The sequence below is a fragment of the Paenarthrobacter sp. NPDC090517 genome (assembly GCF_044769165.1).
GTDB lineage: Bacteria > Actinomycetota > Actinomycetes > Actinomycetales > Micrococcaceae > Arthrobacter.
Map to the genome: position 1 here is coordinate 289,637 of NZ_JBIVXN010000004.1, position 15,110 is coordinate 304,746.

The following is a 15,110-nucleotide window of genomic DNA, read 5'->3' on the forward strand; positions in this document are numbered from 1 at the left end:
TCGTCCAACTCACCGTAGAAGGGGGCGGCACACAAACAAGAGCGGGACGCGTGAGCGGAGAGGCTTACTTACCCAGTCCGGCCCTTCGCAGCGCCTCAGCCATGGCTGTGTTGGCGGGAGCGGCTTGCGCCTGCTGGGGCTTGCCTTGGCGCGCGCCGCCCTGACGTCGATCACCTTGGCCCTGACGCGGAGCACCCTGGCTCTGCTGGCCCGAACGCTGCCCGGGCTGGCCGCCGCGCTGAACTCCGCCGCGCTGACCACCAGCACGTTCGCCGCCTGAAGCACGTCCACCCGAGGTGCGCCCACCAGCGGTGCCCGGTTCGTCGTCGAGCCTCAAGGTCAGTGAAATGCGCTTGCGCTCGGGATCGGCCTCCAACACCTTGACCCGTACCACCTGGCCGGACTTCACGATCTCCCGTGGATCCGAGACGAACTTGTTGGAAAGTGCCGAGACGTGGACCAGCCCGTCCTGATGCACTCCGACGTCCACGAAGGCGCCGAAAGCTGCCACGTTGGTGACAGTACCTTCCAGGATCATGCCGGGCTTGAGGTCGGAGATCTTCTCGATGCCTTCAGAGAAGGATGCCGCCTTGAACGCGGGGCGTGGGTCCCTGCCGGGCTTCTCCAGCTCGGACATGATGTCCTTGACCGTTGGCAGGCCAAACGTGCCATCGACGAATGCCTGCGGATCCAACGCTGTGGCAGGACCGCCACCGGCCGCTACGAGGATCTTCCGAGCCACCGAATATGCTTCCGGGTGCACGCTGGAGGCATCCAATGGCTCCGCTCCCCCGGTGATCCGGAGGAAGCCCGCGCACTGCTCGAACGCCTTGGCACCCAGCCGGGGCACCTTCTTGAGGTCGCTGCGCTTCGCGAACGGCCCATTCTCGTTCCGGTAGGCCACGATGTTCTCGCTCAACAGCGGCCCGACGCCGGCCACGCGGCTAAGCAGCGCGGGCGATGCCGTGTTCACGTCCACGCCCACGGCGTTCACGCAGTCCTCCACCACGGCATCCAGCGAGCGGTCGAGCTTGGCAGCGGTGACATCGTGCTGGTACTGCCCCACGCCGATTGACTTGGGTTCGATCTTGACCAATTCGGCCAAGGGGTCCTGAAGCCGCCGGGCGATGGAAACAGCACCCCGAAGCGAAACGTCCATGCCCGGGAGTTCGGAAGCCGCGAGGGCAGACGCTGAGTACACCGATGCCCCGGCCTCGGAAACCACCAGTTTCTGGATCCCCTTGGAGCCTGAAGCTTCGAGGGATTTGATCAGTTCAGTGGCCAGCTTGTCTGTTTCGCGGGAAGCCGTTCCGTTGCCGATCGCCACCAGCTCCACGTTGTACTGCTTGGCGAGCCGTCCGAGCGTGGCCAGTGCCTCGTCCCACCTTTTCGCGGGTGCGTGCGGGTAGATGGTGTCGGTGGTGACAACCTTGCCGGTACCGTCCACGACAGCCACTTTCACGCCGGTCCGGAGTCCGGGATCGAGGCCAAGCGTTGCCCGGTTGCCGGCAGGTGCGGCAAGCAGGACATCGCGCAGGTTCGCTGCGAACACTCGAACAGCTTCATCTTCTGCGTCGGCGAACATGCGTCCGCGAAGGTCCGTAGTCAGCCGATCCAGGATGCGTCCCCGCCAAGCCAGCTGCGCGGTTTGTGTCAGCCAGGCATCCGCAGGCCGCCCCTGATTGGCAACCCCAAGGCACTTGGCCACAGCATTCTCATAGCGGCTGCGGGCGGCGGCCAGGGCGTCGTCGTCGGCTGGGTCTGCTTCGGCGAGGTCCAACTCAAGGACGCCGTCCTTCTCGCCCCGCAGCAGGGCAAGAACACGATGCGACGGCATGCCGGAAGGCACCTGCGTGAATTCGAAGTAGTCCTTGAATTTCTGGCCTTCAGCCTCCATGCCTTTCTTGACGCGCGACACCATGCGGCCTTGCTTCCAGAGGCGTTCACGGAGGTCCTCCGCCAGATCAGCATCCTGCCCAACGCGCTCCACAAGGATTGCGCGGGCTCCTGCGAGCGCCGTGGCGGCGTCGTCGATGGAGTGCTCGGCGTTTAAGTACTTGACGGCCTCGGTGGCGGGGTCCAGGTGCGGGTTGGCGAGCAGGACATCGGCCAGCGGCTCGAGCCCGGCTTCGCGTGCGATCTGCGCCTTGGTGCGGCGCTTGGATTTGAACGGGAGGTAAATGTCCTCGAGGCGCGCTTTGGTATCGGCCCCGACGACGGCGGCTTCCAGTTCCGGGGTCAGCTTGCCTTGGGCGGCGATCGCTTCCAGTACGGACTTTCGTCGTTCTTCCAGCTCACGCAGATATCTGAGGCGTTCCTCGAGATCGCGCAGCTGGGTGTCATCGAGCGTCCCGGTGACTTCCTTACGGTAGCGGGCGATGAAGGGGACGGTGGATCCGGCGTCGAGCAGTTCCACCGCGGCCTTGACTTGCCAGGCCTTGACGCCGAGTTCTGCGGCGATCAGGGCATGGATGGCGGCGTCAGCTGACTGGAGTTGGAGATTTGAAGTCACCATGACAGTTTGCCTCACATGGCCGACAGTTTCCGAAGGCGGTACTGGGAAGGCCTATCCCACGGGCGCCGTTAGTGCTGTAGTTGTCCCATGCAGGAACTGCTCATCATCCTTCAGGACGGGTTTGATTCCGATGACGTAACAGTGACCGTCAACGGCAAGGAAGCCGTGTCTGAAAGGGACGTGTCGACCAAGTCGCTGTTGGGGATGGCCGACGAATTAACGGTTGAGCTGCCGGCGAAGGGCGCCACCGTGGGTGTGGAGGTCGGCAGCCGCAAACTTAGCGCCACGAAGAAGCTCGCTGGGAAACCCAAGAGCCTGATCGTCTCGATTGAAGATGGCGAGCTCGTGTTGCGTGAAGGAACGGGCCGCGAGGCGTTCCTCTAAAGGGATGCCTCGCGGCGGCTGGCTTGGACTATCAGTGTGGCTGGGTTGTCAGTGCGACATGCGCTCCTTGGCTGAAATGTGCTCCACCATCTCGCCGAGGCGCTGTTCCGCATAGTGGTTGCGCGCGATGTCGCCCTGGCTGATGATGCCTACCAACTTGTGGTCGCTGATGACGGGCAAGCGGCGCACCTGATGTTCTTCCATCATGGTGACGGCCTCGTCAACGTTGGCATCGGCGTCCACCCAGAAGGGCTTGCCGGTGGCGAGTTCGCTGGCGCGTACTTCGCGGGCATCCTTGCCTTCTGCCAAACACTTGACCACAATGTCGCGGTCGGTGATGAAGCCAGTGAGCTTGCCGTCGTGGCCGCAGATGGGAAGTGAACCGCAGTCCATATCCCTCATCAGCCTGGCGGCTTCCTGAAGAGTCTTGTCCTCTTCGATGCACTGAGCGTTGGTTGTCATGAATTCACGTACGGCACTCATGGGTCCTCCTTCATCGATTGGGGTCATCGACGCGGGGCCTCTCGGCACCGACGCCGATGATGTCAGCCTACGCTCGGCGGCTATCCGTGACTAGGCGAATTCTGCACCCTTTGTAGAGTCCGCTTTCCGCTGCTACTCGGCGATGTCCTCAGCCCACAATTCGGGGTGTTCCTGCTGGAACGTGCGCATCATGTCCACACACCGGGGGTCGTCCAGCACCACGACTTCAACGCCACGTGAACGCAGGAGGTCGAATTCACCGGGGAACGTTTCAGCCTCACCCACCACCACTCGGGGGATCTTGAACTGGATGATGGTTCCCGTGCACATCGCGCATGGTGCCAAGGTGGTGTACAGCGTGGTGTCACGGTAGCTCTTCTGGCGCCCGGCGGCCCTTAGCGCGGACATCTCGCCGTGCGCGATCGGGTCGCCGTGCTGGACGCGTTCGTTGTGACCGCTGGCAATGACTTCCCCTTCGCGTGCCAATGCGGCTCCAATAGGGATGCCGCCCTCGCTGAGGCTCTTTTGTGCGGCTTGGTAGGCGGCTTCGAAAGCGGGATCCGGGGTCGGGGCTGTTTCAGTCATGCGTGCAGTCTAAAGTGGCTGCGCTCTTTATTGTCAGGGCCCGCTGATAGCTTGGCTGCAACGGATTAATCACGGCATGGAAGGCAGGTGGGTCGCGGTGTTCTTTCTCGATCCTCAGATCGCGGGCGCTCCGCAGGACTTGGTGTTCTCGGCCAGCGACCTCGTTATCGCCGCCACCTGCGAGTACCAGTTGCTCCGGAAACTCGACGAAAAACTGGGCCGCACGCCTAAACCGGACTTCGCAACTGACGCCATGTTGGAGCGCACAGCCAAGTTGGGCGACGTCCACGAGCACCGGGTCCTGGATGATTTCATGACTGAGTTCGGGCCATGGGACGCGGCCACAGGAAAAGGCGTTTACGACGTCGTTCCCGCCTCAGCGATGGACCGCGCCACCCTTTCGGCCAAGCATGCGGAATCCATCGAGGCCCTGCGCTCCGGCGCGGACGTCGTCTTTCAGGCTGCCTTCTTCGATGGCCAATTCCATGGCCGCTCCGACTTCCTGGTGAAACGCCCCGGCAGGCAGTACGCGGTCTTCGACACCAAGCTCGCACGGCACGCCAAGGTGACAGCCCTCCTGCAGCTGGCAGCCTATGGAGATCAACTCATCCAGGCAGGGATCACCCCGGATCCCACTGTCACCCTGGTGCTGGGCAACCGAGTCCACAGCGATCACCCCCTTGCCCAGGTCCTTCCCGTCTTTAGGGAACGCCGGGAACGCTTCCTTGGCATGACCGAGGCACATGTCTTAGGGGACGGGCCCGTGGAATGGGGTGATTCCCGCTATTCCGCCTGTGGCCGGTGTGATTACTGCGCTGAGCAAGTACAACTTCATCGGGATCTCCTCATGGTGGCCGGCATGCGGATCAGCCGGCGCAAGAAACTGATCGAGGCCGGCGTCACCACCATCGACGAACTCGCAGCCATGCCCGAGGCGGGCGACCCCACGTTGCTGCGGCTCCGTGAGCAGGCGCGGCTGCAGACCGGAACAGGTACGCCTGATGGCACAGTCAAGTACACGGCCAAGTCCGGTGAAGCCAAAGCCATCAGTTACAACGTCCTGGCGGACCACACATTGGGCAGGCTACCCGCCCCGGATCCGGGCGACATCTTCTTCGACTTCGAAGGCGATCCCCTGTGGCAGGACCCCGTCACGGAAAAGTGGGGGCTGGAGTACCTGTTCGGGGTTATCGAGAACCCTGTAGAACCCGGTGCCGAGCCGGTGTTCAGGCCCTTCTGGGCGCACTCACGTGCTGAAGAAGGCAAAGCGTTTGTGGACTTCCTTGAGTACGTGGCCAAGCGGCGAGCACAGTATCCGGGCATGCACATCTACCACTACGCTGCCTACGAGAAGACGGCGCTCCGCAACCTGTCCTTGACGCATGTGGTGGGCGAAACCGCCGTCGACGACCTCCTGCGCCAGGGTGTTCTGGTGGACCTCTACGACACCGTCCGGCACAGCATCCGGATCTCGGAGAACTCTTACAGCATCAAGAAGCTCGAGCCTCTCTACATGGGCCAGCACCTTCGCTCGGGTGACGTGACCGACGCCGGCGCCTCAGTTGTTGCCTACGCGGACTACTGCATGGCCAGGGATACGGGAAACCCCGAGGAAGCGGCTGTGATCCTCGAAGGTATCCGGGACTACAACGAATACGACTGCCTGTCGACGCTGGAACTACGAAACTGGCTGCTTGCCCGTGCTGCGGAACGTTCCATAGTGCCAGGGGGCGGAACCGACCAAGCGCCCCCGGCAGATACCGAACCGGATACAGCCGAAGCAGATCAGTACGAGGCGGCGCCGGAAGAGAAAGCGCTGTTCGACTACATCGCAGGACTGCCCGAGAACGAGAGGGCCACTCCCGAGTCACGCGCTATTGGTATTGTCGCTGCGGGAGTCGGGTATCACCGTCGTGAGGACAAGCAGCACTGGTGGGGACACTTCGACCGTTTGGAAAAGCCAACCTCCCAGTGGCCTGACGAGCGCGACCTCTTCGTTGTCGACCACGCCGAACTGCTGCAGGACTGGGCAAAACCGACACCTCGGAGCAACCCTGCGCGGCTCGTGAAACTCTATGGCCGGTCCGGTGACGGTGCGGGGCTGGAGCCCGCCAAAAAATACTTCCGCATGTACGGCGCTCCTTTACCGGACTCGCTCCAAGGGAAGGAATCCACCGCGTTTGGCCGTGCAGGCTGGAACGGAACCCTGGTCACCGAGGTTGGGGACGACGAGGACTTCGAAACAGTCACCATCTCCGAAGGCCTTCGCAAGGACTCTACGGCGTTCAGCCAACTGCCCATGGCGCTTACTCCGGATCCGCCCATTGCCACCAACGGACAGCGGGCAGCACTCGCGGCTTTGGCCACGAAACTCAGCGCTGCCCTGCCGCAGTGGCCTCGGGACTGCTCATTGGATCTAGTGCGGAGGCAGCCGCCGAAGCTTCGTACACTTCCAGCTCTTCCAGCCGTCGCGGCCGGGGCTGACGGCTACGTTGACGCGATCACAGCAGCGGTCGAGGATTTGGACAATTCCTACCTGGCCGTCCAGGGACCTCCGGGCAGCGGCAAAACGTATGTCGGATCCCACGTCATCGCCCGGCTCGTCGCCGCTGGCTGGAAAGTGGGCGTGGTGGCCCAGTCGCATGCCGTGGTGGAGAACATGCTCTGCGCTGCTGTGGAGAAGGCCAAAGTAGATCCCCAGCGTGTGGCGAAGGAAGTCAAACACGATGACCCCGTGCCATGGACACAGTGCGCCAAAGGCGACGTGGAAGAACTGTTGTCCAAGCCAGGCGGGGCGTTGATTGGCGGAACAGCATGGACCATGGTGGGCAGCTCGGTCCCGGCGGGCTCACTGGATCTCCTGGTCATCGACGAAGCCGGACAATTCTCGTTGGCAAACACCATGGCCGTCAGCCGGGCTGCAAAACGGCTTCTGCTTCTAGGCGACCCGCAGCAGCTTCCACAGGTCACCCAAGGGAAGCATCCGGAACCCGTTGATGAATCAGCACTCGGCTGGCTCTCAGACGGGTACAACACGTTGCCGCCGGAACTGGGCTACTTTTTGGCGCTCTCATGGCGTATGCATCCAGAGCTGTGCGGGGCAGTTTCCGAGCTTTCCTATGACAAACGACTTGAAGCAGCCCCCGCGGCCAAGGAACGACACCTGGACGGTGTCGCTCCGGGCATTTCCTGCGTCTACGTCCCGCATACCGGTAACGCAACGTCCTCACCCGAGGAAGCTGGGGAGGTGGTTCGGCAGGTCCAGGCCCACCTCGGCCTGACTTGGCTCGACCCTTCGGAATCGCCGGACCCCCGTCCCCTCGAAGAGACCGACGTCCGGGTGGTCGCCGCCTACAACGCCCAAGTGCAGCTGATCAAGCACCATCTCCGGGTCGCCGGACTAGGCAAGGTGCGGGTGGGTACCGTTGATAAGTTCCAAGGTCAGCAAGCTCCCGTGGTGATCGTTTCCATGGCCGCGTCAGCAGCTGGAGAAGTCCCGCGGGGTATGGAGTTCCTGCTATCCCGGAACCGGATCAACGTGGCAGTGTCACGCGGTCAGTGGCGTGCCGTCGTCGTGCGTTCACCAGAACTGACCAACTACCTGCCGACGCATCCCGAGGGTCTTGAGAACCTCGGCGGCTTCGTGGCCCTCTGCCAGCGGGCAGTCGCCCCGGCGCGTCCCTGACCACCCGTCTCCCCTACCCAACTGGGTAGCACTTCAGGCCGTTTTGAGGGCTCAAAACGGCCTGAAGTGCTACCTAATTGGGGAGGGCGAGGGCTTCGTCCAGCACCCGGCCGAAGTTGGTGGCATCGTGCGCAAAACGGCCGAGGAAAAGCCCGGACACCCCGTTCAACTGCGGCAGGAGACCTGGTTTGGCCGAACCCCCGTAGATGATGGGCATTCTGGACAAGCCATGCCGCGACAGTGAATCCCGCAGCGCGGCCACAACTTGCGAAACGTACTCTGCCGAAGCAGGCTCGGGAGCACCGATCGCCCATACAGGCTCGTAGGCAATGACCAGCCCAGAGGCAACGGACCAGTCGCCGGACACAGCTGCCTTGATCTGCCGGTAAACCGTGTCAGCTGCTGCCGCCGGGTCCAGGATCTCCGGCTCCCCCACGCACAGCAGTGGCGTCAGTCCGGCCTCGACGGCGGCGCTCACCTTAAGCGCAATCATCGACTCATCCTCAGCGAAGTGCCGGCGACGTTCCGCATGGCCGATCTCCACGAGGCCGACGCCGAGTTCCCCCAGCATCGACGGTGAAACCTCGCCCGTCCACGGACCATCGGACCAGCCACAGTTTTGGGCGCCCAGGACCAGCGGCGTGCCGCCAAGCAACCGCGCCGCTTCGGGCAGCACCGGAAACGACGGGATCACAAACGGGACCACCCGCCCGGCCGCGAGGGCCGGACGGGCGTCCACTTCAGCTACTAACTGATCCAACCATTCCAGGCTCTGCGCATAGCCCATGTACATCTTTGTGCTCACACCGATGAACAGTGCGTCAGTAGCAGGCAGCTTCACGGACGACTACTTCCCCAGCAGTTCGTCGGCTTTGTTGCTGAAGCGCTTGGTGCCGAACATCAGGAGGGCCGCCACGAACGGCAGCACACCCAGCGCGTAGACACCCATGGTTCCAGTGTCCGAGGCGGTGACCTGGTTGACCGTGGTACGCAGGATCGGGGCAACGAACCCGCCCAGGTTTCCAAGGGAGTTGATCAGACCGATGCCCGCGGCCGCAGCAGTTCCGGTGAGGAACGCCGTCGGGTATGACCAGCAGATAGGGCCTGTGGACAGGAAGCTGCACACCGCGAGGGTAATGAAGATGATGCCTACGGCCGGCATCTGGTTCGCGCCTGCCCATGCGGAGCCGAAGATGCAGAGGCCTGTGGAGATGAACAAGGCCGTGCCCCAACGGCGTCGGCGTTCCACAGTGTTTGCAGCTTTGCCGATGAAGTAGCAAGCGAAGATGCCGAAGAACCACGGGATCGCGGCCAGGAGTCCGACGGCGATACCCACCTTCTGCCCGGTCAACTGCGCCACCTGCTGTGGCAGGTAGAACGTCACGCCGTAGACCGCGACCTGCAGGCAGAAGTAGATGACAGTGAAGTACCAAACCCGGCCGTTGCGCATGGACGCCAGAACGCCCCGGGGACCAGTTTCTTCCTTCACAGTGTCTTCGAGCGCCATGACGTCGGACAGGGCCTGTTTCTCTTCCTTGGTGAGGAACTTGGCGTCCTGGGGGCTGTTGATGAGGAAGAAGTAAGCCGCGATACCGGCCACGACAGCGAGCATGCCTTCTACGAAGAACATGACCTGCCAGCCAGCTACGCCCGGAACCTGGTCGCCGATGTTGATGAGCCACCCGGACAGCGGTGCACCCATCATCTGCGAGAACGGCTGGGCCAGGTAGAAGATGGCGAACATCTTCACGCGGACCTTGTTGGGGAACCACGCCGCCAGGAACATGATGACGCCGGGGAACAGTCCGGCCTCGGTGACGCCCAGCAGGAATCGGAGAATGATAAAGGATGTCTCACCCTGGACGAATGCGAAGCACGCCGAAACGATGCCCCACGTAATGGCAATGCGGGCAAGCCACACCTTCGCCCCGAACTTGGTGAGCAGCAGGTTGCTGGGTATCTCGAACAGGGCGTAGCCGATGAAGAAAATACCGGCGCCCAGCGCGTAGGCACCTGCGGTAATACCCTTATCCACTTCCAGCGCGGCTTCGGCGAAGCCAACGTTGGTGCGGTCCAGGAAGGCCACCACATACAGGATGACGAGCATTGGCATGAGCCGCCGCGAGGCTTTGGAAATCGCCGACTTCAAGACCGGCGTATCCAGCAACTCCTTAGTGGAATTGGTGGCAACAGACATTGAAACTCCTCTTTGAGTGACAGGAAAATGACTAGTGCAGCGCGATCAGCGCGGGAAGAAAATGAGCACCATGCCCACTGCGCAGGCGAGGACGCCCACGGCAAGGTAGATCTTGCGTTCTCGTGTCCAGGTCTTCACGGCACGGGCCCTAGTGCATGTAGAGTCCGCCATCCACATTCAGCGTCTGGCCGGAGATGTATCCGGAGTCCTCGCTGATGAGGAAGGCGATGGCGGCGGCAATGTCCCGGGTGGAACCCACACGGTTCACTACAAGGTCCTTGGTGAGCTCATCCTTGCGTTCCTGGCTCAGCGTTCCGCCCATGATGTCGGTGTCGATGGGGCCAGGAGAGATGGCGTTGACGGTGATGTCGTACTCGCCAAGTTCACGGGCGGTAGCGCGGGTCAAACCAATGACGCCGGCTTTGGCCACAGAGTAAGGGGTCTTGGAGAACGTGCCGCCGCCGCGCTGGGCGGAAACGGAGGAGATGTTCACGATGCGACCGATCCGGTTCTTGACCATCGACTCGGCCACGCGGCGGGTGGCGTAGTGGACGCCGTTGAGGTTGATGTTCAGGACGCGGTCCCACTCAGCGGGTTCGAGCTCCAGGTAGCCAACGGGCGAGCTGACACCGGCAACGTTGGCCAGGGCAACGATCTGTGGCAGTTCGGCCTCAATTTCATCAATGGCCGCACGGACCTCAGCTTCGCTGGCCACATTTGCGCCAACGCCGTGAGCCTGCACGCCGTACTCTGCGGCGATTTCCTTGGCTGCGATCTTGCAGGCGGCATCATCAAGATCAATGATGCCGATGTTCCAGCCTTGGGCAGCCAGGTAGTTGACCGTAGCGCGGCCAATACCGCGTTCAGAGACGGCGCCGGTGACGATTGCGGTGCGTTCAGCGGGGAAAGTCATGTTTTTCTCCTAAGAAGAGTTAGTTGATGGGGGCCGGGCCGAGCTCTTCAATGAGCTTCTGCATGGCGACGTAGGCCTTGTTGCGGTAGGCGATGAGTTCCGGAGTGCGCTCGGCGGGCACGTTGAGGAAGCCTGCGCCGGTCTTGGTGCCGAGCTTGCCCGCTTCCACAAGGTCGGAGAGGATCTTCGGCGTCGCGAAGCGTTCCGGGAAACCGGTCTGCAGCGACTTGTAGCAGAAGTTGTAGACGTCCAAGCCGGCCATGTCCGCGATGGCGAATGGACCAAAGAAGGGCAAGCGGAAGCCGAAGGTCGTACGTACCAGGGTGTCGACGTCGTCCGCCGTTGCGATTCCCTGCTCCACCAGCTGCGCTGCCTCGTGGAACAGCGCGTACTGCAGGCGGTTCAGCACGAAACCGGTGACGTCCTTGACGACGGCGGTCTGCTTGCCGGCCACATGGACCAGCTCACGGGATACGGCCACCGTTGCGGCAGAAGTTTCAGCGTGGGGGATGATCTCGACGCCGGGAATGAACGGTGACGGGTTGGAGAAGTGCACCCCCAGGAACCGCTCGGGATGGGTGACGGCCTCGGCGAGGGCAGCGATGGAGATCGTGGACGTGTTGGAACCGATCACAGCATCCGGGCGGGCTGCGGCGCTGATCCGGGCCAAGGACTGGTGCTTGATTTCCAGAATCTCCGGAACGCACTCCTCGATGAAGTCAGCGTTCGCAACAGCTTCCTCAATGTCCTTGGCTGCCCACAGGTTCTGCTTCAGAATTTCGGTTGAACCGGCCGGGAACAGCCCATCGGCAACAAACTGGTCCGACTCCACCAGCAAGCGGTCGAAGTTTTTCTGCGCTACCTCAGCGGAGACATCGGCAAGGGCAACGCGGGCGCCACCGAGCGCCAGCACCTGGGCGATGCCGCCGCCCATGTAGCCCGAGCCTACGACGGCGATGTTCCGGGTTGCGCTGTTCGCGGCGCCTTCGCTTGCAACAGCTGTGTTTGTCTCGGTCATGATCAGACTGCCTTCGTGTAGTCGGGCTCGTAGGAGCAGATGGCGTCCACCTTTGCGGCGGAGGATGAGTTTTGGTCGAAGCGGTGATCGAGCCACTCCCCTACGAGCTTTTTGGCCAGTTCCAGGCCAATCACCCGCTGTCCGAGCGTCAGGACCTGGGCGTTGTTACTCAGCACCGATCGTTCAACGGAGTAGCTGTCGTGCGCTGTGACGGCGCGGATTCCGGGGACCTTATTGGCCGCGATGGCTACTCCGAGTCCCGTACCGCAGATCAACAATGCCCGGTCTGCATCGCCAACAGCGACTTTACGGGCGGCATCGACGGCTACGTGCGGGTAGGCGGTGGAGTCATTGAAGCCAACGCCGACGTCCGTCACCGAGGCCACGCGCGGGTCTGCTTCCAGCAAGGCAACGAGTGCCTGCTTGTACTCGACACCGGCCTCATCGTTGCCGACGATGATGCGCCAGCCTTGGGTGTTGCTCATGCTTGGGCTCCGTTTCCTGCTGCTGCCGCTGAAGACGCGGTGGCCAGTTGTGAATCGATGAAGTGGGAAATCCTGGCGGCAATCAAGCCAAAGGACACTGCGCCTGGATCAGGGTGGCCGATGCTCTTTTCCGCGAGGGGACGCGCCCGGCCCTTGAGCGGACGGAGTTCTGCAGTCTTCGCGGCAGCGGACTCAGCTGCCGCAGCGGCAACTGCCAAGGCCCGGTCAACCGGAGTCCCGCCGTCGAGCTCTGTCAGGAAGGTGTCCCGGAAAGGCAGGAGAGCGTCCACCATTGTCTTGTCCCCGGGATCGGCCTTGCCGAGTTCGGTAATCGCGCGGACGAAGGCCGTCACAGCTGCGGCTGCATCCTCCGAGGTGTACGTTTCGCGGTTACCCAGCGACAGCCCGGCGGCGATCACTGCGGACCCCCAAAGCGCCCCTGACGTCCCGCCAGCCCGTTCGCTCCAGGCTTCCCCGGCTGCCGTCAGGATGCGCGCCACTGAAGAACCCTCAGCAGCCTCGCTTGCTGCGGCTGCCGCATCCACTCCGCGCCGCATGCCGATGCCGTGGTCACCGTCGCCGGCGATCGCATCCAGCTTGCCGAGTTCTTCTTCATGCTCGACGACGACGTCCCGCACCTGGGCGAGGATGGCCACTGCCAGCCGCCCGAGTTCAGCGGCGGCCGCGGTGGGTTGTTCAACGTCCGCGGTTTCGGCGTCGTCGATTGCTGCCTCCGCGCGAGGGGCGCGAGGCGACATGCTGCCCTTGCGGAACGCCGGAGTGTCAGCGGGTGCAGCCCAGTACTGCTCAAGTTCTTCGTCCAACCACAGCAATGTCAGGGAGAGCCCGGACATATCCAGGCTGGTCACCAGCTCACCGCACTCGGGCTCCACCACGGTAAGGCCCGCAGCGCTGAGAAGCTTCTCGATCTTTCCAAACAGCAGGAAGAGTTCGTCATACTTCACCGTGCCAAGGCCGTTGACGATAGCCACCACGCGCTCCCCGGCGTCCTCAGGTTTGTCCGCGAGCAGCTTGGTCACCAGCAGCTCCGCCAGTTCGGAGGCAGTGGGCATCGGGTGCTCCGAAATTCCGGGCTCGCCATGAATTCCGAGGCCCAGCGACATTTGTCCGGAAGGAACATGGAACAGCGGATCCTTGGCGCCTGGGAGCGTGCAGCCGTCAAAGGCCACACCCAGCGACCGCGTCCGGTAGTTGGTCCTGATGGCCAAGCGCTCGACGTCGTCAAGGTTCAGTCCCGCTTCTGCGGCGGCACCGGCAATCTTGAAGACCGTGAGGTCGCCGGCGATTCCACGGCGCTTCTCCAGTTGCTCGATCGGCGCACTGGCAATGTCATCGGTGACGGTGACGGTTCGGGTCTCGATGCCCTCCGCGTTGAGCCTGAGCTGTGCTTGGCCGAAGTGCAGGACGTCGCCCGCGTAGTTGCCGTAGCTGAGAAGGACTCCTCCACCGGCGTTGGCCGCCTTCGCTACGCGGTACACCTGGCCGGCTGCCGGTGAGGCGAACATGTTGCCGCAGGCTGATCCCGTCGCAAGTCCGGGGCCTACCAGTCCGGCGAAAGCCGGGTAGTGTCCCGAGCCGCCGCCGACTACCAGGGCCACCTGGCCGGAGGGGACCTCCGTGGAGCGGACCACGCCGCCGTCCACTCGGGCAACATAGCCGCGGTTAGCAGCCACAAAGCCGTCTAGAGCTTCATCGGCAAAGTCTGCCGGATTGTCGAAAATCTGTGTCATTTCCTAGACTCCTGCGAGCTGGGTTACCGGTACCTGGCGTCCCTGGGCTACTTCGCTCTTGCCCAGTTCGTAGCCCTCGGACTTCGGCAGGACATGTCTGCGGAGGTAGTCCTGGTTGCTGGCCGTGACGCTGAGTCCGTCGCCGCCGTAGTGCTCTGTGCAGAGGATGCCCTGGAAGCCGACGGACAGCGCCACCTTGAAAGCCTCGCGGTAGTTGATGAGCCCGCTTTCCATCGGAGCCGGCATGGTGATGTAGCTGTCGCGGGCCACGTCTTCGTCGCGGATGTAATTCTTCATGTGCCAGTAGTTGGAGTACGGCAGGGTCTTCGCCACCATTTCGCGCCAGTCCTCGATAGGCCGGTGCAGGCGGATCAGGTTGCCGAGGTCCGGATTCAGGCCAACGTTATCCAGACCAATGTCCTGGACCAGCTGCACGGAGGAATCAGCGGTGCCGAGGTAGGTGTCCTCGTACATTTCCAGCGAGATCAGGATGCCGGCTTCTGCAGCATGCCGCCCGAGCTCACGGATCCGGGAAACTGCGTTGCCCCATGCTTCCTTGTCGCCTTCGGGATCCTTGTAGCCCTCGACGGTCCAGAACCACAGCTGCTTCTGCTGTTCGGGGGTGATGGCCTGGTGAAGTCCGAAGGAGACTACTTCGCAGCCAAGCTCTGCAGCGGCGTCGATGGTGCGGTGGCTGTAGGCGAGGTTGTCGGCCCAATCCGTGGCGTGGATGACGCTGCGGCGAATGGCGGAGATGACGGGGACACCGATGCCTACTTCGTCGGCGGTCTGCTTGAACTCGACCAGGCGTTCTTTGCTGAGGTCGCCTGGGCGGACCCAGCTGTCGGTGAGGTCTGCGTTTGCGAACCCGGCCTCTTTCACTTCCTGAAGTACGGACGCCCAAACGGAAGCGTCGGCGTCGTTGACGTGCTGTCCCGCAGCATCAGTGCCGGGGAACTGCAGGAGGGCCGCGGTGATGGGCCAAGTCTCGGCTGTATACGCCATGATGATCACTCTTTCGTGGAATCCTGTTTCCTATAGGATTTACGAACCGAGCGAAGCTGTCAACCCTTTTATGAAACTTCCTAGATCCT

12 protein-coding genes are annotated in these 15,110 nt (G+C 62.7%); 2 read left to right on the forward strand and 10 right to left on the reverse strand.

The window, feature by feature from the left end:
* Positions 1 to 64 precede the first annotated feature (64 nt).
* Entirely contained in the window at positions 65 to 2,515 is a 2,451-nt protein-coding gene (locus ACIQTW_RS14915) for a Tex family protein (RefSeq protein ID WP_402938191.1), read from the reverse strand.
* Between the two features lie 87 nt (positions 2,516 to 2,602).
* Between ACIQTW_RS14915 and ACIQTW_RS14920 the strand changes: the two genes are divergently transcribed.
* Positions 2,603 to 2,899 carry a hypothetical protein gene (locus ACIQTW_RS14920; RefSeq protein ID WP_402938193.1) on the forward strand — a complete coding sequence of 99 codons (297 nt, stop codon included), beginning with the start codon at positions 2,603 to 2,605 and terminating at the stop codon, positions 2,897 to 2,899.
* Between the two features lie 48 nt (positions 2,900 to 2,947).
* Here the strand turns inward: ACIQTW_RS14920 and ACIQTW_RS14925 are convergent, their stop codons facing one another.
* Both ACIQTW_RS14925 and ACIQTW_RS14930 read right to left on the reverse strand, forming a co-directional pair.
* Positions 2,948 to 3,382, reverse strand: coding sequence for a CBS domain-containing protein (locus ACIQTW_RS14925; RefSeq protein ID WP_402938196.1), 435 nt, complete (start codon positions 3,380 to 3,382; stop codon positions 2,948 to 2,950).
* A gap of 132 nt (positions 3,383 to 3,514) precedes the next feature.
* A complete protein-coding gene (locus ACIQTW_RS14930) occupies positions 3,515 to 3,967 on the reverse strand; it encodes a nucleoside deaminase (protein WP_402938199.1) in 453 nt (150 codons plus the stop codon).
* 97 nt (positions 3,968 to 4,064) lie between these two features.
* Here ACIQTW_RS14930 and ACIQTW_RS14935 point away from each other — a divergent pair, with 97 nt between their 5' ends.
* The gene (locus ACIQTW_RS14935; RefSeq protein ID WP_402938467.1) at positions 4,065 to 7,652 is read left to right on the forward strand and encodes a TM0106 family RecB-like putative nuclease; all 3,588 of its coding nucleotides are present in this window, start codon (positions 4,065 to 4,067) and stop codon (positions 7,650 to 7,652) included.
* Between the two features lie 73 nt (positions 7,653 to 7,725).
* Here the strand turns inward: ACIQTW_RS14935 and ACIQTW_RS14940 are convergent, their stop codons facing one another.
* The 7 genes from ACIQTW_RS14940 to ACIQTW_RS14970 all read right to left on the reverse strand — a co-directional run bounded on the left by ACIQTW_RS14940 (position 7,726) and on the right by ACIQTW_RS14970 (position 15,021).
* A complete protein-coding gene (locus ACIQTW_RS14940) occupies positions 7,726 to 8,493 on the reverse strand; it encodes a triose-phosphate isomerase family protein (RefSeq protein WP_402938200.1) in 768 nt (255 codons plus the stop codon).
* A 6-nt stretch (positions 8,494 to 8,499) separates the two neighbouring features.
* Entirely contained in the window at positions 8,500 to 9,849 is a 1,350-nt protein-coding gene (locus tag ACIQTW_RS14945; protein WP_402938203.1) for an MFS transporter, read from the reverse strand.
* A 148-nt stretch (positions 9,850 to 9,997) separates the two neighbouring features.
* Positions 9,998 to 10,762, reverse strand: coding sequence for an SDR family NAD(P)-dependent oxidoreductase (locus tag ACIQTW_RS14950; RefSeq protein WP_402938206.1), 765 nt, complete (start codon positions 10,760 to 10,762; stop codon positions 9,998 to 10,000).
* 19 nt (positions 10,763 to 10,781) lie between these two features.
* Positions 10,782 to 11,780 (reverse strand): 3-hydroxyacyl-CoA dehydrogenase family protein, encoded by a 999-nt coding sequence (locus ACIQTW_RS14955; RefSeq protein WP_402938209.1) that lies wholly within the window; start codon positions 11,778 to 11,780, stop codon positions 10,782 to 10,784.
* Positions 11,781 to 11,782: 2 nt separating this feature from the next.
* Entirely contained in the window at positions 11,783 to 12,265 is a 483-nt protein-coding gene (locus ACIQTW_RS14960) for a ribose-5-phosphate isomerase (protein ID WP_402938212.1), read from the reverse strand.
* The gene (gene dhaL, locus ACIQTW_RS14965; protein ID WP_402938215.1) at positions 12,262 to 14,016 is read right to left on the reverse strand and encodes a dihydroxyacetone kinase subunit DhaL; all 1,755 of its coding nucleotides are present in this window, start codon (positions 14,014 to 14,016) and stop codon (positions 12,262 to 12,264) included. The genes ACIQTW_RS14960 and dhaL overlap by 4 nt, the downstream gene beginning before the upstream one ends.
* 3 nt (positions 14,017 to 14,019) lie before the next feature.
* Positions 14,020 to 15,021, reverse strand: coding sequence for a sugar phosphate isomerase/epimerase family protein (locus ACIQTW_RS14970; protein WP_402938218.1), 1,002 nt, complete (start codon positions 15,019 to 15,021; stop codon positions 14,020 to 14,022).
* Positions 15,022 to 15,110 lie beyond the last annotated feature (89 nt).